The organism is Microbacterium sp. YJN-G (assembly GCF_015040615.1).
Classification (GTDB): domain Bacteria; phylum Actinomycetota; class Actinomycetes; order Actinomycetales; family Microbacteriaceae; genus Microbacterium.
In genome coordinates this window covers 471496-497340 of sequence record NZ_CP060402.1, presented here as the reverse complement: position 1 = coordinate 497340, position 25845 = coordinate 471496, and the positions used below count along the sequence as shown (strand labels likewise).

At 70.5% G+C, this 25845-nt stretch carries 27 protein-coding genes and 1 pseudogene; 15 read left to right on the top strand and 13 right to left on the bottom strand.

Annotated features, from left to right (window positions below):
* Positions 1–24 precede the first annotated feature (24 nt).
* From H7694_RS02365 to H7694_RS02350, 4 genes are read left to right on the top strand one after another with little or no spacing between them, the layout of a single operon-like run.
* Complete coding sequence (locus H7694_RS02365; protein ID WP_193597957.1) at positions 25–1062, top strand: ABC transporter substrate-binding protein; 1038 nt, start codon at positions 25–27, stop codon at positions 1060–1062.
* Complete coding sequence (locus H7694_RS02360) at positions 1062–2744, top strand: ABC transporter permease (protein WP_193597956.1); 1683 nt, start codon at positions 1062–1064, stop codon at positions 2742–2744. Before H7694_RS02365 ends, H7694_RS02360 begins: the two co-directional genes overlap by 1 nt.
* Before the next feature lie 46 nt (positions 2745–2790).
* Positions 2791–3987, top strand: a complete 1197-nt coding sequence (locus tag H7694_RS02355; protein ID WP_319805276.1) for an ABC transporter ATP-binding protein — start codon at positions 2791–2793, stop codon at positions 3985–3987.
* On the top strand, positions 3984–4532 hold the full coding sequence (locus tag H7694_RS02350; protein WP_193597955.1) for a histidine phosphatase family protein: 549 nt from the start codon (positions 3984–3986) through the stop codon (positions 4530–4532). The genes H7694_RS02355 and H7694_RS02350 overlap by 4 nt, the downstream gene beginning before the upstream one ends.
* A gap of 125 nt (positions 4533–4657) precedes the next feature.
* Here H7694_RS02350 and H7694_RS02345 read toward each other — a convergent pair whose 3' ends face one another.
* The 4 genes from H7694_RS02345 to H7694_RS02330 form a co-directional block, all read right to left on the bottom strand.
* Positions 4658–5413, bottom strand: coding sequence for an ABC transporter ATP-binding protein (locus H7694_RS02345; RefSeq protein WP_193597954.1), 756 nt, complete (start codon positions 5411–5413; stop codon positions 4658–4660).
* A complete protein-coding gene (locus H7694_RS02340; protein ID WP_193599035.1) occupies positions 5410–6423 on the bottom strand; it encodes an iron chelate uptake ABC transporter family permease subunit in 1014 nt (337 codons plus the stop codon). Before H7694_RS02340 ends, H7694_RS02345 begins: the two co-directional genes overlap by 4 nt.
* Positions 6424–6439: 16 nt before the next feature.
* Positions 6440–7429, bottom strand: coding sequence for an ABC transporter permease (locus H7694_RS02335; RefSeq protein WP_193597953.1), 990 nt, complete (start codon positions 7427–7429; stop codon positions 6440–6442).
* Between the two features lie 61 nt (positions 7430–7490).
* A complete protein-coding gene (locus H7694_RS02330; RefSeq protein WP_193597952.1) occupies positions 7491–8480 on the bottom strand; it encodes a siderophore ABC transporter substrate-binding protein in 990 nt (329 codons plus the stop codon).
* 92 nt (positions 8481–8572) lie between these two features.
* Between H7694_RS02330 and H7694_RS02325 the strand changes: the two genes are divergently transcribed.
* The 5 genes from H7694_RS02325 to H7694_RS02305 all read left to right on the top strand — a co-directional run bounded on the left by H7694_RS02325 (position 8573) and on the right by H7694_RS02305 (position 11118).
* On the top strand, positions 8573–9340 hold the full coding sequence (locus tag H7694_RS02325) for a siderophore-interacting protein (protein WP_193597951.1): 768 nt from the start codon (positions 8573–8575) through the stop codon (positions 9338–9340).
* A gap of 50 nt (positions 9341–9390) precedes the next feature.
* A complete protein-coding gene (locus tag H7694_RS02320) occupies positions 9391–9804 on the top strand; it encodes a VOC family protein (RefSeq protein WP_193597950.1) in 414 nt (137 codons plus the stop codon).
* Between the two features lie 108 nt (positions 9805–9912).
* Positions 9913–10320 carry a VOC family protein gene (locus H7694_RS02315; protein ID WP_193597949.1) on the top strand — a complete coding sequence of 136 codons (408 nt, stop codon included), beginning with the start codon at positions 9913–9915 and terminating at the stop codon, positions 10318–10320.
* Positions 10321–10386: 66 nt separating this feature from the next.
* Positions 10387–10785, top strand: a complete 399-nt coding sequence (locus H7694_RS02310; protein ID WP_193597948.1) for a VOC family protein — start codon at positions 10387–10389, stop codon at positions 10783–10785.
* A 75-nt stretch (positions 10786–10860) separates the two neighbouring features.
* On the top strand, positions 10861–11118 hold the full coding sequence (locus H7694_RS02305) for a hypothetical protein (protein ID WP_227468247.1): 258 nt from the start codon (positions 10861–10863) through the stop codon (positions 11116–11118).
* A gap of 45 nt (positions 11119–11163) precedes the next feature.
* On the opposite strand, the gene H7694_RS02300 is transcribed toward H7694_RS02305, so the two are convergent.
* On the bottom strand, positions 11164–11832 hold the full coding sequence (locus H7694_RS02300) for a hypothetical protein (protein ID WP_193597946.1): 669 nt from the start codon (positions 11830–11832) through the stop codon (positions 11164–11166).
* 85 nt (positions 11833–11917) lie between these two features.
* Between H7694_RS02300 and H7694_RS02295 the strand changes: the two genes are divergently transcribed.
* The 3 genes and pseudogenes from H7694_RS02295 to H7694_RS17850 form a co-directional block, all read left to right on the top strand.
* The gene (locus tag H7694_RS02295) at positions 11918–12529 is read left to right on the top strand and encodes a TetR/AcrR family transcriptional regulator (protein WP_193597945.1); all 612 of its coding nucleotides are present in this window, start codon (positions 11918–11920) and stop codon (positions 12527–12529) included.
* Between the two features lie 10 nt (positions 12530–12539).
* Positions 12540–12884: a TfoX/Sxy family protein gene (locus H7694_RS02290; RefSeq protein WP_193597944.1), complete on the top strand. Its 345-nt coding sequence runs from the start codon at positions 12540–12542 to the stop codon at positions 12882–12884.
* Positions 12885–12894: 10 nt separating this feature from the next.
* Positions 12895–13002, top strand: a pseudogene (locus tag H7694_RS17850) (RtcB family protein); the annotation flags it as partial.
* Between the two features lie 54 nt (positions 13003–13056).
* Here the strand turns inward: H7694_RS17850 and H7694_RS02280 are convergent.
* From H7694_RS02280 to H7694_RS02255, 6 genes are all read right to left on the bottom strand, one after another.
* The gene (locus tag H7694_RS02280; RefSeq protein WP_193597943.1) at positions 13057–14571 is read right to left on the bottom strand and encodes a PucR family transcriptional regulator; all 1515 of its coding nucleotides are present in this window, start codon (positions 14569–14571) and stop codon (positions 13057–13059) included.
* A complete protein-coding gene (locus tag H7694_RS02275) occupies positions 14568–15602 on the bottom strand; it encodes a DUF917 family protein (protein WP_193597942.1) in 1035 nt (344 codons plus the stop codon). The genes H7694_RS02280 and H7694_RS02275 overlap by 4 nt, the downstream gene beginning before the upstream one ends.
* 61 nt (positions 15603–15663) lie before the next feature.
* Entirely contained in the window at positions 15664–16767 is a 1104-nt protein-coding gene (locus H7694_RS02270) for a DUF917 domain-containing protein (protein ID WP_193597941.1), read from the bottom strand.
* Positions 16764–17861: a DUF917 domain-containing protein gene (locus tag H7694_RS02265; RefSeq protein ID WP_193597940.1), complete on the bottom strand. Its 1098-nt coding sequence runs from the start codon at positions 17859–17861 to the stop codon at positions 16764–16766. Before H7694_RS02265 ends, H7694_RS02270 begins: the two co-directional genes overlap by 4 nt.
* Position 17862: 1 nt before the next feature.
* Positions 17863–19410, bottom strand: a complete 1548-nt coding sequence (locus H7694_RS02260; RefSeq protein ID WP_193597939.1) for a hydantoinase/oxoprolinase N-terminal domain-containing protein — start codon at positions 19408–19410, stop codon at positions 17863–17865.
* Positions 19411–19447: 37 nt separating this feature from the next.
* On the bottom strand, positions 19448–20788 hold the full coding sequence (locus H7694_RS02255) for a purine-cytosine permease family protein (RefSeq protein ID WP_193597938.1): 1341 nt from the start codon (positions 20786–20788) through the stop codon (positions 19448–19450).
* Between the two features lie 159 nt (positions 20789–20947).
* Here H7694_RS02255 and H7694_RS02250 point away from each other — a divergent pair, with 159 nt between their 5' ends.
* Together H7694_RS02250 and H7694_RS02245 are read left to right on the top strand one after the other, a co-directional pair.
* On the top strand, positions 20948–21955 hold the full coding sequence (locus H7694_RS02250) for an FUSC family protein (RefSeq protein ID WP_193597937.1): 1008 nt from the start codon (positions 20948–20950) through the stop codon (positions 21953–21955).
* A 55-nt stretch (positions 21956–22010) separates the two neighbouring features.
* Entirely contained in the window at positions 22011–22280 is a 270-nt protein-coding gene (locus H7694_RS02245; protein ID WP_193597936.1) for a thioredoxin domain-containing protein, read from the top strand.
* Between the two features lie 33 nt (positions 22281–22313).
* On the opposite strand, the gene thrC is transcribed toward H7694_RS02245, so the two are convergent.
* The gene (gene thrC, locus H7694_RS02240) at positions 22314–23732 is read right to left on the bottom strand and encodes a threonine synthase (RefSeq protein ID WP_193599034.1); all 1419 of its coding nucleotides are present in this window, start codon (positions 23730–23732) and stop codon (positions 22314–22316) included.
* A gap of 227 nt (positions 23733–23959) precedes the next feature.
* Between thrC and H7694_RS02235 the strand changes: the two genes are divergently transcribed.
* Positions 23960–25117 carry an FUSC family protein gene (locus tag H7694_RS02235; protein WP_227468246.1) on the top strand — a complete coding sequence of 386 codons (1158 nt, stop codon included), beginning with the start codon at positions 23960–23962 and terminating at the stop codon, positions 25115–25117.
* On the opposite strand, the gene H7694_RS02230 is transcribed toward H7694_RS02235, so the two are convergent.
* Positions 25105–25845, bottom strand: coding sequence for a dihydrofolate reductase family protein (locus tag H7694_RS02230; RefSeq protein ID WP_193597935.1), 741 nt, complete (start codon positions 25843–25845; stop codon positions 25105–25107). The two genes, H7694_RS02235 and H7694_RS02230, sit on opposite strands and share 13 nt — an antisense overlap.

Below are 25845 nucleotides of genomic sequence, written 5' to 3'. Positions count from 1 at the left end.
AATCACCCTCACGTTAGGAAAATCATGTCCGTTCTGCGTTCCACCGCCGGCGCCGTCGCGCTCGGCATCGCCGCCCTCGTCCTCGCGGGCTGCTCGACCGCCGCCCCCGCGGCCGAGGAGCCGGCCGCCTCCGAGAGCGCCGCTCTCGAGGCCGCCACCATCACGCTGTACACGTCCGAGCCGCAGGAGAAGGCCGACGCCCTCGTCGCGGCCTTCAACGAGGTGCACCCCGAGGTGACCGTCGAGGTCTTCCGCGCCGGCACCGGCGACCTCACCACCCGCGTGGCGGCCGAGAAGGAGGCGGGCGGCGTGCAGGCCGACGTGTTCCTCGCCGCCGACGCCGGCACGTTCGAGAACTACGCCGCCGAGGGGATGCTGCAGAAGTACACCCCCGCCGACATCGACAGCGTCAACCCGGATGTCGTCGATGCGGAGGGCTTCTACGTCGGCACCCGCATCATCCCGACCGTCATCGCGTACAACACGAGCCTGGTCACCGAGGCTCCCACCTCGTGGTCCGACCTCACCGACGCCGCTTACGCCGGCAAGCTCGTGATGCCGAACCCGGATGTCTCGGGTGCGGCCGCCTACAACGCCGCCGTGTGGCTGGACGAGCCGAAGCTCGGCGAGAAGTGGCTGTCGGAGCTGGCCGCCAACAAGCCCGTGATCGCCGACAGCAACGGCCCGGTCTCGCAGGCCATCGCCACCGGTGCGCAGCCGGTGGGCATCGTCGTCGACTACCTCGTGCGCGAACTCGCCGCGCAGGGCTCGCCGATCGCGATCTCGTACCCGACCGAGGGCGTCCCGTACGTCTCACAGCCGGCCGGTATCTTCGCCGACTCGAAGGAGCCCGAGGCGGCGAAGGCGTTCGTCGACTTCCTCGTGAGCGAGGCCGGCCAGAGCCTGGCCGTCGAGCAGTCGTACCTGCCGGTGCGCTCGGACGTCGGCACCCCCGAGGGCGCCCCGTCGATGGACGAGATCACCATCCTCACCCCCGACCTCGAGAAGATCCGCGCCTCGCAGCCGGCGGCCGTGGACACCTTCCGCTCGCTGTTCCAGTAGTGGCATCCGCTTCTGCTCTCCCCGTCGCGGGTCCGGCCATCGGCCGGGCCCGCGGCGGGGCGCGTCGCCTGGACGGCATCCGCTCGCTCACCGTCGCCACCTGGGCGGCGTGCGCGTTCGTCGTGCTGCTGCCGCTCGGCGCGATCATCATCCTGGCCAGCGGCAGCTTCCAGCTCGGCGCCCTGCTGCAGGACGACGTGCTCGAGGCGGGCCTGAACAGCCTCGTCTCCGCGGGGGTGTCCGCCGTGCTGGCGGTCATCGTCGGCACCGCGTTCGCGATCCTGCTCGACCGCACAGATCTGCCCGGCCGGCGCACCCTGCGCCTGCTGGCCCTGACTCCGCTGCTGGTGCCGCCGTTCGTCGGCGCGATCGCCTGGCTGGGCGTGCTCGGCCCCGCCAGCCCGGTCAACCAGTGGTGGATGCAGCTCACCGGCGCACCGCTGTGGTCGATCTACGGCGGCGACGGGGTGATCATGCTGCTGACGATCCACAGCTACCCGCTCGCGATGCTCATCGTCGCGGCCGCGCTGCGCCGCATCCCCGCCGATCTCGAACAGGCCGCCCGCATCTCGGGCGCCGGACCCGCCCGCGTCCTCGGCACCGTCACGCTGCCGCTGCTGCGCCCCGCGCTGCTGTCGTCACTGCTGCTCATCGCGGTCGGCAACCTCGCCGACTTCGGCATCCCGTCGATCATCGGGCTGCCCGAGCGGTACGTCACCCTCGCCACGCTCGTCTACCGCTACCTGCAGTCCGGCACGGTCGCGGAGCCGCTCGCGGTGGTCGCGACGATCGGGACGCTGCTGCTCGCCGTCGCCCTGCTCGCGGTGCTGGCGGATGCTCTGAGCGGGCGCCGAGGGCGCGAACTGGATGCCGCGGCATCCCCCACCTCACCGCTGGCGCTCGGCGCCGCGCGGATCCCCACCGCTGTGGTCACCTGGGCGATCGTGCTGGCCATCACGATCCTGCCGCTGCTGGCCCTGCTCACGCAGGCGCTGCTGCGCGCACCCGGGCTGCCGCTGGTGTGGCAGAACCTGACGCTCGACAACCTGGTGCGCGCGCTCACCTCGGCGAACGCGCTCACCGGGGCACGCAACTCGATCCTGCTGGCGCTCGGGGCGGCGCTCGTGTGCGGTGTGCTGGGGCTCGCGATCGCGGTGCTCGCCACCCGCACGCGGATCCGCACCACCCGGGCACTGCAGGCCACGGTCATGCTGCCGCAGGCGATCCCCGGCATCGTCATCGCGGTGGCCTGGCTGATCCTCGCCCCGCGCCTGGGGCTGTTCAACACGCCGTGGCTGATCCTCGTCGCGTACGTCACCTCGTTCACGGCGCTGGTCGTGCAGGCCATCGCAGCCCCTCTTGCCGGAACGCCCGCGAGCGCCGAAGAGGCCGCGCGCATCTCGGGGGCGACCCGCCTGCGGGCGCTGATCGACATCTCCTGCCGGATGGCGCTGCCCGCCGCCCTGTCGGGGATGGTGATCGTCGCGGTCACCGCCGTGCGCGAACTCACCCTGTCGGTGCTGCTGCTCTCCCCCGGCTCGCAGACGCTCGGCGTCGCGATCTTCAGCTTCCAGCAGGCGGGAGCGTTCAGCACCGCCGCGGCGTGGTCGCTGATCGTCGCGGTGCTGGGCATCGCCGTGATCGGCATCGCGACCCGCGCGCCGGCCGGCCGCTCCGGCTGAGCGCCCCGGCCGAGCGCAGCAGCCGGCCGCTCCGGCTGAGCGCAGCATCCGTCCCCCACCCCTACGAACCCGTCCGAACCGTCCGCCGGCACCGCCGGCACCCGGCACCAGCCGGGAGCTCTCGAGGAGATCCACCATCGCATCCGTCACGCTCGACTCCGTCACCCTCCGCTACCCGTCCGGCACCGTCGGGCTGGATGACATCGACCTCGACGTCGCCGACGGCGAGTTCGTCGCCCTCGTCGGCCCGTCGGGCTCGGGGAAGACGACGCTGCTGCGCACGATCGCCGGGTTCCTGACCCCGACGGCCGGCAGCGTACGCATCGGCGACCGCACCGTCGCCGAGCGGGGCGCGTCGACCCCGCCCGAGCAGCGCGGGCTCGGGATGGTGTTCCAGCAGCACGCGGTCTGGCCGCACTGGAACGTCGGACGCAACGTCGACTACCCGCTGCGCCGCGCCCGCGTTCCGCGCGCCGAGCGTCGCGTGCGGGTCGAGGAGGCGCTCGATCTCGTCGGCCTCGGCGGGGCGGCGCTCCGCGATCCGGCGACGCTGTCGGGCGGTCAGCGGCAGCGGGTCGCCCTCGCCCGCGCGCTCGTCGCCCGCCCGCGCGTGCTGCTGCTCGACGAGGCGCTCTCGGCACTGGACGAGCCGCTGCGCGACCGGCTGCGGCTCGAGCTGCACGACCTGACCCGTCGCTTGGGGCTCACGGTCGTGCACGTGACGCACGACCGTGCCGAGGCGCTCGCCCTGGCCGACCGCGTCGTCGTGCTCGACGGCGGGCGGATCCGTCAGACCGGCACACCGGATGACCTCGTGCAGCGCCCGGCAAGCGCCTTCATCGCCCGGTTCCTCTCGGATGCCACGCTCGTCGACGGTCACGCGGAGGGCGGCGTCTTCACGGCGGCCGGCCATCCGCTGCGTGTCGCCGGCGACGCGATCACGGTGAGCGGCGCGGCGTGTGCGGCGATCCTCCCCGCAGACGTCGAGGTGACACCGGATGCCGCGGGCGACGCCGTCGTGCGCTCATCACTGTTCACCCGTTCGGGCGGCGACCTCGTGCTGGACTGGGCGGGCGTGGCGCTGCGCGTGCACGCCGAGGGGCTGCGCCCCCGCGCCGGCGACCGGATGCGCGTCCGCGTGCGACGAGCCGTCGTCTACGAGGGGCACGGCGATGCGGCATCCGCCGGGGTTCCGGCCGTCGCGGCGGGCGCGCGTCGCGCCGGCGAGCTGGTGCACGCGTGACCCTCGCGCTGGTGCGCCACGGGCGCACGGCGTGGAATGCCGACCGGCGGATGCAGGGCCGCACGGACATCGTGCTCGACGAGCAGGGACGCTGCCAGGCCGCCGCGGCGGGGCGGCTGCTCGCCCGCGCGCAGTGGGCGCGGGTCGTGTCGTCGCCGTTGCAGCGGGCCGTGCAGAGCGCGCAGCTGATCGCCGCCGAGCTGGCAGCGGACGGCACCGCTCCGTCGGTGGCACTGGACGCGCAGCTCATCGAGCGCGACTACGGCCGCGCCGAGGGTCTCGCCGTCGGCCACGTGCGCGAGCGCTGGCCGGATGGCGAGTACCCGGATGCCGAACCGGCATCCGCCGCGACCGCCCGTGCGCATGAAGCGCTCACCCGGCTCGCCGGCGAGGCCGGTGACAGCGTGGTGGTCGCGCATGGAACCCTGCTGCGCCTGGGCGTGCAGTCGCTGACGGGGTCGCCGTGCCCCCGCATCCTGAACGGCCAGGTGATCCTCGTCGACCGCGCGCCCGGCGGCGGCTACGTCGCCCGCCTGCTCACCTGACGGCGCGCCGCCCGTCCCCCCGCCTCCTCCTCGCCTCCCTCGCGAGACTTGGCATCCAGCACGAGACTTCGCTCACGGCGCCAAGTCTCGTGCTGGAACGCAAGTCTCGCCGGTCAGCGACGGCGTCAGTAGTACACGGCGAGAGGGCCGTGCGGGCCCTCGATCACGCGGACCGGGGTCTCGAAGACGCGGGTGAGCACGGCATCCGTCATGATCTCCTGCGGCGTGCCGAACTCGACGACCCGGCCGTCCTTCATCGCGCAGATGCGGTCGGCGTAATGCGCGGCGAAGTTGATGTCGTGCAGCACGATCACGACCGTGCGGCCGAGCTCGTCGGCGGCACGGCGCAGCTGCGCCATCATCGTGACCGCGTGCTTCATGTCGAGGTTGTTCAGCGGCTCATCCAGCAAGACCACCTCGGTGTCCTGCGCGAGCACCATCGCGACGTACGCACGCTGCCGCTGCCCGCCCGACAGCTCGTCGAGGTAGCGCCCCTCGAGAGCACCCAGGTCGAGGAAGTCGATCGCCCGGCTGATGATCTGCTCATCGGCGCGGTTCAGGCGGCCCTTCGAGTACGGGAAGCGCCCGAACCCGACGAGCTGGCGCACCGTGAGCCGGGTGATGAAGTGGTTCTCCTGCCGCAGGATCGACACGATCTTCGCCAGGTCGGCCGACTTGGTCTTCGCGACGTCACAGCCGGCGATCTCGATGGTCCCGGCATCCATCCCCATCAGCCGCCCGACCATGGTCAGGAGCGTCGACTTGCCGGCGCCGTTGGGTCCGATCAGCGCCGTGACCCCGCCCTCCGGAATGATGAGGTCGACCGGGCCGATCGCGACCTCGTCGCTGTACTCGCGGCGCACCTGCTCGATGGTGATCACAGTCGGCCCTTTCTGAGGATGACGATGAGGAAGACCACGCCGCCGACAAGCTCGATGATGATCGAGACCACGCCCTGCGCGTAGAAGACGTTGCGCATCAGGAAGTACGCCCCGGCGATGATGCTGAACGCCGTCAGCACCGCGACGGGGAACACGAACCGGTGGTCGTAGGTGTCGGCGAACTGGTAGGCGAGGGTCGCGACGAGGAACCCGAGGAACGTCATCGGCCCGACCAGCGCTGTCGAGGTGGCCATGAGCACGGCGACCAGGAACAGCACCGTCAGCAGCTCGCGACGGTGGTCGACCCCCAGAGCGGATGCCGCATCGGCGCCGAGCGCCATGACGTTCAGCCGCCGGGCGCGCATCCACAGCAGAGCCGAGGCGACCACGCACAACGGGATCGCGATCGGCAGGTAGGCCGGGTCGGCGTTGGAGACGTTGCCGAACAGCCGCGCGGCCAGCACGTCGAATTCGCTCGGGGTGAGCAGTCGCTGCATGAACGTGGCCACGGCGCCGAGCCCGCCGCCGATGATGATGCCGATCAGCAGCATCACCTGCAGGTTCGCGTAGCGTCCGGTGAGCAGCCAGCCGTACAGCAGCATCGCCAGGCCCACCATGATCGCGATCTGCAGCGCGAACTGCCACAGGCCCTGCACGGCGACGACGCCGGCGATGCCGAAGAAGTACACCGCTGAGGTCTGCACCGCACGGTAGAGCGACTCGAATCCCATGATCGACGGGGTGATGATGCGGTTGGTGGTGACGGTCTGGAACGCCACCGTCGCCACGGCCTGGCACACCGCGACCAGCAGCATCACGGTCACGTTGCTCAGCCGTCGCTCGGCGATCAGCCAGAACCCCTTCGAGCCGAACGGCATCGGGTTGTCCCAGGCGAGCAGGCCGACCGCGAAGCCGGCGGAGAGCACCACGAGGACCGTCAGGATGACGACGTAGCGGCGTCGCGCGCGGGGCGTGAAGGGTCCGGACAGCCGGGCGCCCGGCTCCGGCATCCGCGTCTCCAGCGCCTTAAGCACGGCGACGCTGCCTGAGCAGAAGGGCGACGAACACGACGGCGCCGACCACGCCGAGGATGAGCGAGACGGGCACCTCGAAGGGCATGATGATGGTCCGTCCGATCAGGTCGCACGCCGTGACGATCGCGATACCCAGCAGGCACACCCACGGCAGGTTGCTGCGCAGGTCGTCGCCGCGGACCATCGAGACGATGTTCGGCACGATCAGCCCGAGGAAGGGCAGGTTGCCGACGACGACCGTCACGACCCCCGTGACGACGGCGATCAGCGCCGTTCCCAGCAGCACCACGCGGTTGTAGTTCACGCCGATGTTCGTGGCGATCTCCTCACCGAGGCCTGCGACGGTGAGCCGGTCGGCGACGATGAAGATCACCACCCCGGCGATCGCGACGATCCAGAGCATCTCGTACTGGCCGCGCAGCACCGAGGTGAAGCTGCCGGCGAACCACACGCCCAGGCTCTGCAGCATGTTGGTGGCGAGCGCGAAGTAGGTCGAGACGGCGCTGACGACCGCGCCGAGCATGATCCCGATGATGGGGACGATCAGCGAGGAGCGCAGCGAGACCCGGCGCAGGAAGAGGAAGAAGATCATCGTGCCGATGAATGCGGCGATCACCGCGGCGGTCATGCGCAGCGGGATCGACGCCTGCGGCACCAGCACCATCACCGCGAGCAGGCCGAGCCCGGCCCATTCGGTCGTGCCGGTCGTGGTGGGTTCGACGAAGCGGTTCTGCGTGAGCAGCTGCATCACCAGGCCCGCCATCGCCATGGAGGCGCCGGCGAGCACGAGCGCGAGGGTGCGCGGGATGCGGGTGATCTGGAACATCTGGCCCCCGTCGGGGGCGCCGGTGACGTCGTAGACGCCGGTGAACAGCGAGGCGATGAGCAGGGCTGCGACGACCAGAATGCCGATGAGCAGCCTGACGTCGAACAGCCGCCCTGCGCGAGCGCGGGGCGGCGAGGCGGGTGCGGTGACGGTCATGACGTCCGGTGCGGGGTCGAGGCGGCGGCGGCATCCGGGTTCGGATGCCGCCGCCGGGCGGTCAGTTCTTCGCGTCCTCGAGGGCGTCGGCGAAGTCGTTGAGGAACTTCGTGTACGTCTGGATGCTCTCGTTCGTGTACGTGTCGGCGGGCATGTAGACCAGCTGCTCGTTCTTGATCGCGTCGACGGCGGCGAGCGCCTCGGACGAGACGAGGATCTCGGCGGCCTGCACGTAGCTCGGGTCGTCGGCGGCGATGGCGGCATCCCGGTCCATCACGAGGATCCACGACGGGTTCGACTTGGCGATCGCCTCGACCGAGATGTCGTCGCCCTGGTGGTCGTCGGTCGCGTCAGCGACCTCGAGTGCGGGGGTCAGCTCGAGCAGGTCGAAGATCGGGCCGAGGGTGCGGCCGACGGTCGGGGCGAGATAGCCGATCTCGCCGCCGGAGGTGCTCACGGCCATGACCGTGTCGGCCTGGTCGTAGGCCGCCTTGGCGCGCTCGACGGCCGCGTCGAAGTCGTCGACGAGCTTCTGCGCCTCGTCCTGCTTGCCGAAGATCTCGCCGAGCACGGTGACCTGGCGCTTGAGCTCGGCGTCGAAGGGCTCGCCCTCGCGGGGGTCGAGCTCGATGATGGCGGCGTCGGGGGCAAGGGCGGTGAGGTCGGTGTAGTACTGGGCGAAGCGCTGGCCGTTGATGATCAGGTCGGGCTCGGCTGCGACGACGGCCTCGAGGTCGGGCTCGTTGTGGTTGCCGAGGTCGATGATCGACTCGTCGTCCCGGTACGGGTTGGTCGCCGGCATCAGCGCGCGGGCGGCGGCGCTGAGCTCGATGCCCCAGTCGGCGAGGGTCTGGAAGGTGCGGTTGTCGGTCGCGACGACGGACGCCGCGTCCAGGGGCACCTCGTGCGTGCCGTGGTTGTCCTCGACGGTGACGGTGGTCGCCGCGGGCTTCTCCTCCGCTTCGGCCGCGGGCTGGGTGGCACAGCCGGCGAGCGCGAGGATGCTGGCGAGGCCGGCAGCGGTTCCGCCGAGGATTCTGGGCACGGACATGGAGAGTCTCCTCTTCTTCGTGGGTTGCGCGAGTCACGCAGAGCGCCGGGGGCGGATCCGTCCGCCGACAGAAATTAGGTTAGCCTTACTTTATGAGCGAAGTGAAATCCGGTTTCTCGATCGAACGCCAGGGTCTGGAGCTGCGTTTCCGCTCCGTCAGCCTCGCCTCGCGCGAGTGGCTCGCGCCGGGTTATGTGCGCGTCCGGCTGCAGGGAGCCGACCTCGCGGGCTTCGATTCGCGCGGCTCGGATGACCACATGCGGCTGTTCTTCGCCGCCGCCCCGACATCGTCGGTCGAAGAGCTGCGCGCGGCGCCGAGCCGCGAGTACACCCCGCTGGCGTGGGGCGAGGACTGGCTCGACGTCGAGTTCGCGGTGCACGGCGATGAGGGTGTGGGTGCGCCGTGGGCGGCATCCGCTCCCCTGGGTTCGTTCGTGGGCGTCGGCGGCCCGCGCGGCTCGGCCGTGATCACCGGCGCCCCCGGGGCGTGGCTTCTTGCGGGTGACGAGACGGCGATCCCGGCGATCCGCCGCTTCGCGACGCTGATCCCCGAGGGCACGCCGGCACGCATCGTGATCGAGGTGCTCTCGGCCGAGCACGAGGTCGCCATCGACGCTCCCGTCGAGGTGGAATGGCTGCACCGCGGCGACGCCCCGGCGGGTTCGGCACTGATCACTTTCCTGGACGGCCTCGGCGAGGCGGATGCCGTGGGCGACGACCCGTTCTGCTTCATCGCCGCCGAGCAGTCGATCGTCAAGCCCGGCCGGGCGCTGCTGGCACGCTGGGGTGTCGACGTGGCGAAGGCCGTCGTGAAGGGCTACTGGAAGCGCGGCGAGACCGAGTACCACGCCCCGCACTGACCCGCACGGTCCGGCTTTCGGCATCCGTCTCCCTGCGGCAGACTGTGGCGATGGCTCTTCTCGATCACATCGGCATCACCGTTCGCGACCTCGAGCGGGGCCGGGCGCAGTTCGACCCCGTGCTCACGGCCCTCGGCTACACGATCGGATCCGAAGACGAAGGCGGCATCGCGTGGGACAACGGAGATGAGAGCGAGGTGATCCTCTTCGGCATCCGCGACGAGGCCGACGACGTTCCGCACCGGCACGGCGAGGTCGGCTGGCAGCACCTCGCGTTCGCCGTCGATTCGCGCGAGGAGGTCGACCGGCTGCACGGCATCGCGATGGATGCCGGCTGGAGCGCCGTCCGCGAGCCGAAGCTGTTTCCGCGGTTCAATGGGCGCTACTACGCGTCGTTCGTCGAGGACGACAGCGGCATCCGCCTCGAGTTCATGCACAACCCGCCGCGCGACGCGTCAGCGTGATCGCGCGGGCGCCGCGGTGCCACGCGCGCTGAGAGGCATTGCGCATGTCTGTGGGGCGGCGAAGACTTGTCGTCGCCGGAAGCTCCGCTTCCGCCCGAAAGGCGACTCATGACCACCCTGAACCCGTACCTCTCCTTCCGCGACAACGCCCGTGCGGCGCTCGAGCACTACCATCAGGTGCTCGGCGGTGACCTGCAGATCATGACGTTCGGCTCGATGCCCGAGATGGGCTACGAACCGAACGAGAGCGAACTCGTGATGCACGGCTCGATCACCACCGAAGACGGCATGGTGCTCATGGCCTCGGACACCCCGTCGCACATGGAGTACCGCGAACCGCAGGGCATCTCTGTGTCGGTCAGCGGCGACGACGGCGATCGCCTTCGGGCGATCTGGCGGGGCCTGCTCGACGGCGGTACCGCGACGATACCCCTGGCGCCTGCTCCGTGGGGCGGTGAGTTCGGCATGCTCGTCGACCGCTTCGGCATCGCCTGGATGGTGGTGGTCAACGCCTGAGCACGCGCAGCCTGCACGCCGGATGCCGCGACGCTCGATGTCCGCGGCATCCGGCACACTGTGGGGATGGCTCTTCTCGATCATCTCGGCATCACCGTCGATGACGTTCCCCGCGCGTCCGCGCAGCTGAATCCCGTGCTCGAAGCGCTCGGGTACCGGCGGGCGTACGACGCGCCCGACCACGCGTACTGGCGACAGTCCGGGCAGCCCGAGCTGCTGCTGTACCCGGCGCGCGAGCCCGGCACCGGCCCGCACGTGCACGGACGGGTGGGATGGCAGCATCTGGCGTTCGCGGTCGATTCCCGCGAAGAGGTCGAGCGGCTGCACGACATCGCGCTGACGGCAGGGTGGGTCGCGGTGCGCGAGCCGAAGGAGTATCCGCGGTTCACCGAGAGGTACTACGCGTCGTTCGTGGAGGACGACAACGGCATCCGCCTCGAGTTCATGCACAACCCCGCGGGGTGAGACGGAACCTGATTCGGTGTCGGACTCGCTCTGCACATTCCGCGCCATCAATGCGACGATGAGGGAGTGGGATTCATGAACGATGCACAGATCTGGACGATGATCGGCGCTTTCTGCGCGCTCATGTTCGGGATGCTGACCGTCGTCTCCACCCTTTTCGTGCGGGTTCTGCGCGCGGAGATCGGCGGGCTGCGCACCGAGATGAACGGACAGATCGGCGGGTTGCGCACCGAGATGAATGCCCGGTTCGATGCGGTGAACACCCGCATCGAGGGAATCGACCGCGATGTTCAGGCCCTCGTGAAACGCACCTTCGGCCTCGACCGCGAGTAGTGCTCACCCCAGCCCTCGGCTCAGGTCCGGCGACACCACTGCCGGTCACGGGATGTGCGTGCGCACGGCGTCCAGGAACCCGGCGGGATCGTCGACCGAGATGCGCACCGTCGAGACGGTGACATCCCCCTGCGGCAGCTGCAGCAGGGTCGGCTGCTCGAGGGTGATCTCGATCTCGGCATGATCCTGGATCACATGGTTCAGCGCCTGTTCGTCGCCCGAACCGGTCAGGCTCAGCTGCGGCGCACCGCTCAGCGAGTGGCGGCGCCGCTGCACCGAGGCGATCACGTCCCAGGGCAGGTCGATGTCGACCTCGCCGCCATGACGCACCCGGATGCCGTCGGGCCCGACCGCGTGCGGCCGGGTGAGGTAGCCGAGCAGCATCCCGAGCATGGTCAGGACTCCCCACACGCCTAGCGCCATCAGCGGCCAGCGCAGCCACGGGATGCCATGCACCAGCAGATCGATGATCGGGATCTCGACGGCCGAGAGCACGAGGAAGACGATGAGGATCGTGCGCACCGGCCGGTCGTAGGTGAACCCCGACGCACCGCGCGGAACGCGGGGTCGGCCGCTGATCGCACGGCCGATGCTGCGCCAGCCGGCGGCTTCCATCGCGGTTCCCCGCCGGATGCCGTGGCGCAGCCGATCCGCGCCGCGAAGGTCCGGACCGAGGCGACGCGGCTCGGCGTCACGCGCTGCGGTCTGCGTCATGGCGATCCTCTCGTTTCATTGCAGTTGTAATTTATAGATCGGCGAGCCGGTTGTCAATACGACTGCAATGTGAAACGATGGCGCCATGCCCCGGATCGTCGACCACGCAGAGCGCCGCGAGCTCATCACCGACGCCCTGTTCCGCGTGATCGTGCGGGATGGCCTCGGGGCGGTGAGCCTGCGGCATGTGGCCGCAGAGGCCGGCGTCACCGCCGGCATGGTGCAGCACTACTTCGCCTCCAAAGAAGAGCTGATGACGTTCGCCATGCAGACGGCCGGCGCTCGATATGAAGACCGCATCCGCGCCGCCGTCGGTGCCCTCGGCGAGAACCCGGCACCGGGTGCGGCGCTTCGCGCGGTGCTCGAGAACTTCATCCCCCGCTCCGAGGAGGAGCGGCATGACGGGCGGATCAGCCTCGAGTTCCAGGCATACGCCACCGGCCGCGACGACCTGGTCGCGGGGCTGGCCGCAGGTGACATCGAGCTGCGTGGCTGGCTGGCGTCGCTGCTCGCTGCGGCGACCGGCGTCGACGACGCCGCGGCATCCGTCCGCGCCACCGCCCTGCTCGGCACCGCCGAAGGTCTCGGGGTGAAGGTCCTGACCTCCGCCCTCTCCCCTGCAGAGGCCCTCGCCGCCCTGCACGACCAGTTCGCCCTCACCGGCATCGGCGTTGCGGCCGGCGCCACCGCGGGCTGAGAATGCATCCATGCAGATGCCCAAGGCGACGGATGACGACAAGCAGCGCTTCCGCGACGCGGTGGCCGCACTGACCGAGAGCGGGGCCGCCGAGATCAAACCCATGTTCGGCCAGCTGGGCGCCTTCGTGAACGGCAACATGTTCGCCGGGCTGTTCGGCGCCGACATCGGAGTGAAGCTCTCGGAGCCGGATGCCGCGGAGCTGACGGCGCTCGGGGCCGGGCCCTTCGGGCCCGCCGAGCGTCCGATGGGCGGCTATCTCAGCATCCCCTCCGGCGCGGATGCCGCCGAGTGGACCACCCGCGCGCACGCGCACGTGTCAGCCATGCCCGCGAAAGCTCCCAAGAAGCGCTGAGCGGCGCAGCGAGAACGCGCAGGCCTACAAGCCGATCGACACCGTGATGGCGGATGCCGCCGACCTGGTGACGATCAGGCACACGCTGCGTCAGATCGTCAACGTGAAGGGCGACTGACTCGTATCGACCAGACCGGCTCGCACCCGCCTGGTCACCGCCGTGCGGATCGGCTCAGCCGATCCGCACGGCCCGGCAGGCCAGGTGCAGCGCGAGCCGGGCCTCGGGGTCGGTCATGTCGATGCCCAGCAGCTCCTGCACGCGATGGATGCGGACGGTGACGGTGTTGCGGTGCAGGCCGAGGGCGGCCGCAGTCGCTGCGATCCCCGACTCGTGGTCGAGATAGGCGGCAAGGGTGGTCAGCAATTCTCCCCCGCCTTCACCCAGTGGGGCGAGCAGTGACTCGGCGGCCGGCACGAAGGTGTCGTTGTCTGTCCAGGCGAGCAGCAGCTGCTCCAACCCGAGACTGTCCACGCGCACGAACCAGCCTGTCGCCGAGCGCGCCGAGGCGATGCGGGCGGCGTCACCGGCTTCGTCGACTGTGGCCGCGAGTCCGACGGGTCCCTGTTGCAACGAGCCGACGCCGGTGGCGACGGGGAAATCCCGCATCGCGGCGACGTGCAGTTCACGAAGCGCCGTGACCGCACGCTCGACCCGCTCGGGCCCCGGCGGCTCGGCGAAGGTGAGCCAGCCGCTCACGCCGCGTCCGGCGGTGGTGGCGTGGGCCTCCGCATCGATCGAGCCGAGGCCGGGCCGCAGCGATCGCAGCAGCGAGAAGGGGTCGAGCCGGCCGCGCGCGACGAGCCGGAAACCGAGGTGGTGACCCTGCGTGCGCCACCCGCGTTCAGCCATCCGGCGGTCGACGTCATCGTCCGGCGCACCGTGCAGGTCGACGAAATCCCGCAGCAGCGCCGACGAGACGGCGACGTCGTTGATGGCTGCGACCTCGTCGATCAGGATGCGGGCGGCGATGGCCGGCATCGCGATCTCGGCCGCCACGGTCAGCGACTGCAGCTGCGCCTCGCCGAGTCCGTCGCCGAAGATCGCGAGTCGCAGCCCGGTGCGTCCCGGCGTGTCGACGCGAACGGATGCCGCAGACGCGTCACCCGCGCGTGCGACGTCGATCCACGAATCGAAGCCGATGACGGCATGCAGTTCGTCGCCGAGCTCCCCACCGGCCTCGAGCAGAACCCCGGTGCGGTCGATCAGCGCGACCCCGCGGCTGAGGTTCGCGGAGATGTGCCGCAGCAGGTCGGCGAGGTCGACGGCCGAGTACTCGAACGACTGGGCGACCTTTCGCACCTGGCTCAGCGTGAGCGCATCGCGCGCCTCGATGAGCATCCAGCACGTCTTCGCGAGCTGCACCGGGCGGGCGACGTCGAGCAGGCTCAGCCCGATCCGGTCGGAGAGCCTGCGGGCGCCCGCGTCGATGCCGGCGGCACCGGGCAGCGCCAGGGCGGTGTACCCGCGGTCGCGTACACGGCGCAGCAGAGCATCCTGCTGCCAGGTCGCGACCGGGATGCCGGAGGTGAGGATCGCCAGCCTGCCCGCGCCGAGAGCCGGGAGGTCGGCGTCAGCGTTTTCGACGACGACGCCGTCCACAGCGGCGTCCGCGGGGCCGGCGACGAGCGCGAGGCCGCCGTTCTCGGGTTGGGACAGCAGGGATGCCAGTCGCAGTCCGTCACTCATGCGACGTCCAGCCCGGTCAGTCCGTACGCAGACGGACGGACATGCTCGACACGACCGCGGACGGCACTCCACCACGCGGGCGCCGGGATCGACAGGACGACGACGGTGCGTGCGAGGGACAGGTCGGTCACCTCGAGCACCTCCCGCGAGATGGCGTCGATGACGACGATGACCGCCGGCACGGCAGCGACCACGACCCCGTCGGTGAGCACGGCCAGGGTCTCGGAGCGGGTGATCACCCGGTGCACGGCGCCGTCTGCGCCGGCGATCTCGACACCGCTGACATGCGGGTCGGCCTCATGCGGCACGACCGAGACGATGCGTCCCTGTGCGATCAGGTCGGCACCGAGCGCGTCGGCGAGCTCGCGGATCGGCCCAGCGGATGCCGAGACGTACGCGCGTCCCAGCTCGAGCGCCCGGGCGAGATGCCCGGCGATCGCATGCTCGCGCAGGTCACCGACGGTGAAACCCGCCAGCACCGTGCCGCCGACGCCGCCCGCCTGGATGATCGCAGCGCGGACCACGCGCTCGCCGTCGACAGCGCGCACCGGCTCGACCACCGCCACACCGCCCGCACCGGTATCGCACGCGAGCACGAGTCCGGGGACGCGGTCGACGAACAGCGACATCTGATCCAGGCCCGGTACGGCCCGGCCCGTGCAGTCGGCATCCACGATCGTCCGCGAGCCCGCGAGAGTGAGCGGGGCGAGTCCGTTCATGCCGCCGCCCTCCAGCGAGCACACCGCCGGCACGGGGTGGCCGAGCCAGCGCTCGACGGCGTCGATGAGCGGCCCGAACGAGTTCTCGCCCGGCATCCGCTCTCCCAGGAGCATGGTGGACCCGACGAACGCCACACCGAGGCACGGCGTCGCAGGATCCACGTCGTCGAGCGCCGAGATGCCGATCGGCCAGTCGGATGAGCCCGCGAGCATCAGCTCGAGCATGGTCGTCGCCCCGCCCCCGCCTGCTCCGAGCAGCGCGTAGCCGCGCGCCAGCGCGGTCAGGTCCTCACGCTGCAGCCGGCTCACCATGGGTCAAGACTAGGTCCCACCCGCGATCTCTCGCGGGCGGGGACCCATCGCACCGCGCGTCTCACTGGGCGTTGAGCTTCTCCACCGGGACGAAGCCCTCGTCGAGGCCGAAGGCCGACGGCCCGAATGCGGCGAGCGCGCCGGCGGTGCGCATCATGTCGGGGGTCGAGATGCCCAGCACGCGCACCCGCTGACCGTAACGCAGTCCCTCGGTGGTGATGGGCTCGGCACTCTCGTGGTCGACGACGCAGATCAGGTCGGGCACGATCGCCACCAGGCGCCCGTCGCGGCGGGCGATGAGGTTCTCGTTCTGGAACAGGATCTCGAAGAGGTCGTCCGCCTCCGCACCGAGCGGGGCGATGACCGCCCGTCCCTTCGCGAAGCCGTCGGTGGTGCGCCGCTCGACGTCGATCACCTTGCCGACGCACAGCTCGCGTACGTGCGAGTAGAGCGTGGTGGAGAGCACCTCGGCGATCGCGTCGAACGGCGAGCGGTGCTCTTCGCGGGCGATCCGGATGGCGCGCCCCAGGGCGAGGGCCATCGAGATGGTGCGCGGCACGGCCGTGCGCCGCACGTCGGCACCGGTCATGGAGTATTCGGCGATGTGCCCGACTCCGCCGAGCCGGATGGTGATGCCGCGGGCCAGCCACTCCATCTGGCGGTCGTCGTCACCGGTGTCGATGATGACCTGCTCGCCGCGCTCCCCCGCGAGTGCCAGCGGCGAGCCGTGCACGCCGTAGACGGCGAAGGTCTCCATCGACAGTTCGGGGAAGGCGCGACCCATGCCGTCGGCGTCCACGACCGGCAGACCGGTCTCTGCGGCGACGACCAGCGGGATCATCGAGTTGATGCCGCCGCACTCGATCGGCATGGTCGCGTCGGCTGTGCGGCCGAGGTGCTCCTCGAGGGTGCGCAGCGCGAGCGAAGGCTCGGTCCCGGCGGGGATCTTCTCGACCATCACGGTCGGCGCGCCCATCTGCGCGGTGGGGATGACGAACAGGTCGTCGGCGATCTCATCCGGGTCGAGGATGGTGATCGATCCCTCGCCGAGCACGCGCTCGACGAGCATCTTGCCGATGTAGGGATCGCCGCCACCGCCGGTTCCCAGCAGCGTCGCGCCGCGGGCCAGATCGGGCAGGTCGGCTGCGGTCAGCTGCCAGCTCATGCCATCACCTCCGCGGGGATGCCGGTGGAGATCGTGCCGTCGAAACGGCGGGCGGGGATGTCGTAGCCGAAGTACCCGGGCCCTACCATGGCGAGCGCCTCGGCGGAGTGCCAGCGCTCGTCGGCCGGGGCGGCGATGACGCGCACCCGCTGCCCGTACCGCAGCCCCTCGGTGGTGATCGGCTCACCCGATTCCGCCTCGAGCACCATGATGAGGTCGGGCGTGGTGGCCAGGGTCTCGCCGTCCTGCTCGGCGACGAGGTGTTCGTTCTGGAAGTGCAGGATGATCGAGGCGCCGCCCTCGCCGTCGATTCGGGCCTGGCCGCGGGCGAACCCGGTCGTAGTGGCGCGCTGCACGTCGACGACCTTGCCGTCGAAGAGCTCGCGCCCGCCGAGCAGCTCGACTGCCGCGGCGACCGGGTCACTCTTGCCGTCACGGGCGCCGGCGATCTGCCGGCCGATCTCGATGCAGCGCGACAGCGAGCCCGAGACGAGCGACTCGCGTGCCGCGGTGCCCGACATGGGGAACCCGGAGATCATGACCGAGCACCCCATCTCGACGCAGGCGACCCGTGCGATGCGCTCGGTCCAGGAGTTGTCGACGGTCTGCAGCACACCGGTGTTCCCCTTCTCGTCGCTGAAGGCGAGCGGAGAGGCGGTGATGTCGTACAGCGTGGGCAGCACCATCTGCAGCTCGGGGAACGCCCGGCCCATCCCGTCGGCGTCGAGCAGCGGCAGGTCGAGGGCCGCTGCAGCGGCGATCGGGATCGTGGAGTTGACCCCGCCGACCTCGGCGCAGGCGATGTGGGTGATCGGCCGGCCGAGGTGCACGCCCAGCGCACGCACCGGCTCGATGACCTCGGCGAGGCTCGGCAGCTTCTCGACCATGACAGTCGGGGCGCCCATCATCGCGACGAACAGCACGAGGGCGTCGTCGGGCACCTCATCGAGACTCACGACCGTGACGTCGCGTTCGGAGAGAGCCTGGCGGGCCAGCAGCGCGCCGATGTAGGGGTCGCCGCCACCGCCCGTGCCGAGCACCGCCGCGCCGCGGGCGAGACCGTCGATGTGATCGGTGGTGATGGTCCAGGCCATCTCACACCCCCATGTCGAGGTCGCCGACCGCCTTGGCGCGGATGCGTGTGGCGTTGCCCGGGAGGTATGGGATCGGCACCTCGTCGAAGTCGATGATCGACACGGTCGAGGGCTTGGCGCCCGCGGCGATCGCCTTGTCGACGGCCTCGGCGCGCACCTCGGCGATGGTCTCGTCACGGCGGCCCGGCTCGATGGCGTACACCTTGTCGATCTCACCGCCCACCTGAGCGATCGAGGCGCCGATGGCGTTGGCGACCGCGTAGTTCTCGGGGCGGTGCACGGTGCCGAAGACGGGCAGCTCGTCGGGCAGCAGGATCGAGCCGCCGCCCACTGCGACGACCGCGATCGGTTCGGGTGAGGTGCGCATCCGGTCGACCGCCTCGGCCACGCGCTCGGCGATGCGGTCGAGGACGCGCGCGACGAACGCCGGGTCGAGGTGTGCGACCCGGGAGGGGTCGCCGACGTCCGCCCGGCCTGCGGCCACGGCGATGTCGGTGGCGGTGAGGGTGCTGCCGCCGAAGACGAGCGCCTCGGTCGTGAGCCGGTAGCCGACGGATGCCGGGCCGACCTCCGCCGTCTCCTCGTCGACGATGCTGCCGCCGCCGATGCCGAGGGAGAGCACGTCGGGCATCCGGAAGTTCGTGCGGATGCCGGCGACCTTCACCTCGTTGGCGGTCTCGCGCGGGAAGCCGTTGATGAGCAGCCCGATGTCGGCGGTGGTGCCGCCGACATCGATGACCGCGCAGTCCTGGAGCCCGCTGGTGGCCGCCGCGCCGCGCATGGAGTTGGTTGGGCCGGATGCGAAGGTCGCGACCGGGTACCGGCGCACGTACTCATCGTCCATGAGCGTGCCGTCGTTCTGGCTGAGGAAGATGGGCGCCTCGATGCCCTGCGCACGGACGGCGGAGGTGAGTCCGTCGACGATCTCGGAGGCGAGTTCGCGCAGCGCCGCGTTGATGATCGTCGCGTTCTCGCGCTCGAGCAGGCCGATGCGGCCGATCTCGTGCGAGAGCGAGATCGCGACGTCCGGGCCGAGCACCGAGCCGACGATCTCGGCGGCCTGGATCTCGAGGTCGTGGTTGACCGGGCTGAACACCGACGAGATCGCGACCGAGCGGATGCCGTTGGCCTTCATGTCCTCGGCGTGGGCGCGCAGCTCATCGGGGTCGAGCGGCGAGATCGGCCGGCCGTCGAACTCGTACCCGCCGTGCGCGAGGTAGCTGCGCGCGCGGGTGGCCTCGACGAGCACCTCGGGCCAGTCGACCAGCGGAGGCAGTGCCCGCGTGGCGGGCAGGCCCAGGCGCAGCGCGGCGGTCGGCGCGAGGCGGCTGGCCTGCACGAGCGCGTTGATGAAGTGCGTGGTGCCGATCATGACGGCGTCGATGTCGGAGCCCTCGAACGGGTGGTTCGCCCGCAGATCCTCGATCGCGTGCACGATGCCGCTCGTCACGTCAGCCGTGGTGGAGTGCTTGACCCCGGCCAGGGTCCGGGTGGCGTCCATGAGGACGGCGTCGGTGTTGGTGCCTCCGACGTCGATGCCGATGTGCATGATTCTCGCTTTCTGTCTCAGCTGATCCGGGCGCCGGTCACGCGACGGCGGTCTCGGCGGGTGCGGGCTCGGCCTGGCGCGTGCGCGCGGTGCCGACGCCCTTGACGAGGCCGAGCTTGCCCGCGATGACGTAGAGGGCCATCGAGAGGAACAGGCTCAGCAGTGACGGGATGCCCCAGGTGACGAAGTAGCCCACCAGCGACGAGACGAGCCAGACGACGATGGTCGCCGGCACGATGCGCGGTGCGGTGGCGGGCAGGATGCCTGCGTCACGGGTGGCATCGAGGTCGGAGCGCCAGCGTCGCACGATGTAGTACTCGGCGACCATGATGCCGGCGATGGGCGGGAAGGCGACGCTCAGCACGATCAGGAACGAGGTGAACTGACCGAGGATGCCGACGGCGGCGAGCACCGATCCGACGATGCCGAGCACGATCGTCGTGGAGACGCGGTGCAGGTTGCGGCCGAACGCGGTGGAGATGAAGTTCACCAGACCGAGCGTGGAGGAGTACAGGTTCCAGTCGTTGATCTTCAGGGTGCCGGTGAGCACGATGAACAGGCCGATGAACCCGACCGACGACGTCACGATGGCGACGATGTCTCCGGTGGCGGCCGCGTGGGCGAGCAGCACTCCGGCCAGACCGATGACGAACTCACCGAGGGTGACGCCGACCACCGTCTGCTTGATCACGTCGCGGCGGGAGCGGTTGAACCGGGTCATGTCGCCGGTGATGATCGCACCGACGATCAGGCCACCGGCGACGATGCCGGTGCCGGCCCAGACGCTCATGGTGGGTCCGGGGGCCGGGCTGGTCAGCAGCTCGCCGAGATCGTGGCGGCTGAGCTCGCTGATCACCGACCATCCGACCAGGATGAGGAACAGCGGCACGGTCACGTTCGCGAGCCACTGCATCCCGACGAATCCGAACGCGACGATCGCGGTGACCGTGAGGCCGAAGATCAGGCTCCACGCCCAGACCGGCAGCGCGCCGGGCATGAGCACGTCGAGCGACTGGGCCGAGATCGCCGACTGGATGCCGAACCAGCCGATCAGGCTGATGCCGATCGCGAGCCCGACGAGCGAGGCGCCGATCTCTCCGAAGCCGGTCCAGCGTGCCAGAAGGGCGGTGTTCAGACCCTCGCGCTGACCGATGAAGCCGACCACGCACATGATCACCTCGAGGATGAGCGAGCCGAACAGGAAGGCGAGGGCGGCCTCGCCGAAGGTCATGCTGTAGCCGAGCGTGGCTCCGAGCAGGAACTGCGAGAGTGCGGAGACCTGGCCGAATCGCTGCACTGCGATTCCGAACCACGGCTTGCGTGCTTCCGGTGTCACCCGGGAGAGCGCGAAGTCGTCGGTGTGTGACATGCGTGCCATGAGGTTCCTTCAAGATGAGGGGCGGATGTGGCAACAGTAGTCACGTGAACCTGCCGTCGATATGTGCTTTCAGCACGAGTGTCAGCCATTGATGTGCAGTATGCACATCACCACTGTTGCCGTCAGTCGACTCAGACCCACCTGCGGAACAATGGATACGTGAGCCTGTTCGCCTTCGGCCCGTCGCGCGGCCCCCGCTGGCAGATCGGACTGCAGGCGGGCCTCGGGATCTCGGTGCCGATCGCGGTGATGACGCTGGCGGGCCAGCCCGTGCTCGGCCACATCGCCGCCTCCGGCGCGTTCACCGTGCTGTTCGCCGGCACCTCCCCCATCGTCGAGCGCGCCCGCATCCTGCCGTTCGTCGCCGCAGGGCTGCTCGTCAGCGCGGCGCTCGGCGCAGCGGTCGCGCATTCACCGCTCCTGGTGGCGATCGGCGTGGTCGTGATCGCCGTCGTCAGCGCGGCTCTCGCCTTCGGCTTCCGTCTCGGCCCTCCCGGTCCGCTCTTCTTCGTGCTGATATTCGGGGTCACGACGACCGTGATCCCGGCGACCGGGCTCAGCCCGGTGGTGCACCTCGGCGCGCTCGCCGCCGGCTGCCTCTTCTCGTACCTGGTCGCCGTGTCGGCGCTCGTGCTGCCCGCCGTGCGGGCGAAGCACTCACGGCCGCTGCGCGAACTGCTGCCGGGCCCCGCATGGGACGCCGATGCGCGGATGCTCGTGCTGCGCGTGGTCATCGTCGCGGTACTGGGCTCGCTGCTGGGCACGATCCTCGACCCCGGCCGCGGCTACTGGATCGTGGGCGCCGCGGTCGCCGTCATCGGCGTCGCGGCGACCCGGCGGCTGGCGATGCAGCGCGCCGTGCACCGTCTGCTCGGAACGGTCGTCGGCACCGGCGTGTACGCGCTGCTGGTGCTGCTGCATCCGGCCGGGCTGTGGCTGGCGTTGCTACTGGGCGTGCTGCAGTTCGCGATCGAGATGGTGGTGGTGCGCCACTACGCCCTGGCGCTGGCGCTGATCACGCCGCTCGTGCTGCTGCTGCTCGGCGCCGCCACCGGCGGCGCCGCCGATCCGGCGCTCGCCCTGGAGCGGGTGGTCGACACGCTCGCGGGCGCCGCGCTGGGCGCGCTGTCGGGACTGCTGCATCCGCGCGCCGAACCGGACGACTGAGCCGGAACAGCACAGGACCGGGAACAGCACAGACGGTCAGGCGGTTGCATCCGACATGGAACTGACGCTCGTGACGTCCGCGTTCTGCGGCGCCTGCGCGCGCACGCGCGCCGTCGTGGCTGACGCCGTCCGGTTCCTGCCCGACGCGACGGTCGTCGAGATCGACGTCGCACGCGACCCGGATGCCGCGGAGGCGCTCGACATCCGTGCGACGCCGACCGTCATCATCCGCGACGATGCCGGCGAGCAGGTGTTCCGATCCGAGGGCGTGCCGACGGTCCCTCAGGTGCTCGCCGCGGCGGTGCGGGCTCTGCCCCCAGCCTGACCGCGCACAACAGCCAGGCACCCGCAGATACAGTCAGCGCAGCGCGTGCTTCTGCACGAACGCGCGCAGCGCGGCCTCGTCGTCGGCCATCTCGGTGACGTGCTGCGGGGCGTCCAGCATCCGCCGCACCTCGTCCGAGTACTCCAGCTCGACGCCGATCGCCTCGGCGATCGTCTCGGCGAACTTCTGCGGCTTCGCGGTCTCGAGCACGAGCATCGGCACGTCCTGCTCGAGGTGCTCACGCGCGACCTTCACGCCGTCGGCGGTGTGCGGGTCGATGATCTCGCCCGACCCCTCGTACACCGATCGGATGGTCTCGAGGCGATCGGTGTGCGTCGACATGCCGCTGACGATGCCGAACTCGGCCTCGAACCGCGGCTGCAGCGCCGAGAAGTCGAAGAAGCTCTGCGCGTCCAGCTGCGACCACGCCCCGACGACACCGCCGGCGTCACGGCCGAGCAGCTCGAAGATGAAGCGCTCGAGGTTCGACGCCTTAGAGATGTCCATCGAGGGGCTCGAGGTCGCGAACGTGTGGGATGCCGAGCGCGGACGGTACACGCCGGTGCGGAAGAACTCGTCGAGCACGTTGTTCTCGTTGGCTGCCAGCACGAGCCGGCGGATCGGCACGCCCACGCTCTTCGCGTAGAAGCCCGAGAGGATGTTGCCGAAGTTGCCCGAGGGAACCGTGAACGAGACCTCGAAGCCCTCGCGGTATTCGGGCTCGACGGCGTCGGTCACCCGCAGCCAGGCCCAGAAGTAGTACACCGCCTGCGCGGCGATGCGTCCGAGGTTGATCGAGTTCACGGCGCCGATGTTGTTGGCGCGCTTGAAGTCGATGTCGCCCGCGAGCTTCTTGACGAGGTTCTGGCAGTCGTCGAACACGCCCTCGACGGCGATGTTGTGCACGTTCTCGTCGTCGAGCGAGTACATCTGCGCGCGCTGGAAGGTGCTCATCCGGCCCTGCGGCGACAGCATGAACACCGCCACCCGCTCCTTGCCGCGCAGCGCGTGCTCGGCCGCCGAGCCGGTGTCGCCCGAGGTTGCGCCGACGATGTTCAGCACCCGGTCCTTCTGCTCGAGCACGTGCTCGAGTGCCTGGCCGAGGAACTGCATCGCCATGTCCTTGAATGCGAGCGTGGGGCCCTCGGAGAGCCCGACGAGCGTGATGCCGTCGCCGATCGAGCGCAGCGGCACGACCTCGTCGGGGAAGTCCGCGTACGCGTCGGCGGTCATCCGCGCGAGGTCCTCGCGAGCGATGTCGGTGGCGAACAGACCGATCACCTCGGCGGCCAGCTGCGGGTACGTCAGGGCGCGCCAGCGCTCGAGGGTCTGGGGGTCGACCTGCGGCAGCTGCTCGGGCACGGCGAGGCCGCCGTCGGGGGCGAGCCCCTCGAGCAGGGTCTCACTGAACGGCTGCGGCTCCATGCCGCCGCGGGTGGAGATGTACCGCACATCGCTCCTGGACAACGCAACGCTCCTCGGGTCGATCGCTCGGGGGATCTCCATTGTCGCAGGGTCGTCCGCGCAGCGGGACCGCATGACAGGGCGAACCGGTGGCGCACGGGTGCCGCGGCTTCCCCGATTGTCGCAAACGACTCGCCCCAGGGGAAGGCCCTTCACCGTTCGGCGCCGCGGGGTGTCTGCTGAAGGCGGGTCGGTCGAGATGAAGGGCGGGCACGATGTCCCGCACACGGACGATGACGGCGTTGCGCGCCGGTTCGGCGCGGGCGCTGCGCGCGGTCGGCGGATCGTTGCGCGCGGCGGTGCTGCCCGGGCGACTGCTGTTCGCCGTCAAGACCGCGGCGGCCGTCGGCATCGCGTGGCTGCTCGGATCGCTGCTGCCCGGCGAGACCGACCGGTACTCGTACTACGCGCCACTGGGCGCACTGGTCAGCATGTACCCGACGCTCATGTCATCGGTGCGATCGAGCCTGCAGACCCTGCTCGGACTCGCCGTCGGCGTGGGGATCGCAGCCGTCGTCGTGCTCACGGTCGGCCCGAGCCTGTGGTCGACGGTCGTCGCGGTGGCCGTCGGCACCCTCATCTCGGGCACCGGCTGGTTCGGCATCGGCCGCGAGTACATCCCGATGGCGGCCCTGTTCGTGCTGATCATCGGCGGGACCGATGCCGAGGACTACTCGCTCGGCTACGTGCTGCAGATGGCGATCGGCGTCGTGGTGGGCCTGGGCGTGAACCTGCTGATCCCGCCCGCCCCGCTGGTGTCGGAGGCCGTCGAGCGCATCGATGCGTTCCAGCACCGGCTGGCGGAGCACCTGCACGACATCGCGGATGCCGTGGCCGACGCCGAACCGTCCGATCACGGCGTGTGGGAGCAGGACGCGCACTCGCTCGCCGAGACCAGCCGCACGCTGCGCGGCGCGCTGGCCGAGGCCGATGAGAGCCGGCGCGGCAACCCGCGCGCCTGGCTGCGGCACACCGACACGAGCCGGGAGCATGCGCGCCTGGAGCTGCTCGCCGAGACGGCGTACCAGATCCGCGACATCTCGGGCAGCCTGAGCGACAGCATCCTCGAGCGACCTTCGGGCCTGCCGCTGGATGCCGGGATCGTCGAGCCGCTGTCGGATGCGTGCCGGGCGGTAGCCGAGCTGCTCGCCGCCGACGACGACCTGCCCCGCCACCGCCAAGCGGCGACGGATGCCGTGCAGGAGCTGCTGCACGCCGTGCACCGGCGCTCGATCGACACGGATGCCGTGACCGGCCCCGGTGTGCTCACGGCAATGCACCTGCAGCGGATCGTGCAGCTGCTCGAACCGGATGAAGACGACGAGGACGACGACGATGCCGCCGAGGGTTCGGACGAGGCTCAGAGCAGATAGTGCAGCAGCAGCTCGTCGCCCGCGCGGAGCACGGACGCCAGCCGCGCCCGCGTGGGCACCGCGACGCCCTGCGCGATCCGGTCTGCCTGCCCTCGCTCGACCGTGGGGGCGAGCGTGATGTGCAGCGCGTCGACGGCGCCTGCCGCGAGCAGGGATCCGAACAGGTGCGGGCCGCCCTCGGAGTGGATGCGGCGCAGCCCGCGCACCGCCAGATCGTCGCGCAGGCGGGCGGGGTCGGCGTCCTCCTCGCCGATGACGACGACGTCGGCGACCTCCTCGAGCGCCGTCCGTCGCGCGGCGGGGGCGGACGCGACCGTGTAGACGATGGGCCGCACGGGAGCATCCGCGAACACCGCCGAGGCGGGGTCGAGATCCAGCTCGCGACTGACGGTCGCGAGCACCGGATGCGGCGGCATCCCGGCATCCCTCCGCCAGGCGACCGACGCATCGTCGACCCGCAGGCCCTCGTACCGTTCGTCGCGCAGGGTTCCCGCGCCGACGAGCACGACGTCGGCGGGGCGGCGCAGCAGGCCGAACAGCCGCCTGTCGGCGGCATCGCCGAGCCCACCGGAGAGCCCGCCTCGGGTCGCCGCGCCGTCGACGCTGGCTACGAAGTTGGCCCGCAGCCACACGCGCCCTGCGGGGAACGCGGTCTGGGCGAGCAGGGCGGCGTCGTCGAGGTCGTCGGCCGGCTCGGGCCAGACGCGGTCGATCGTGGAGTCAGACAT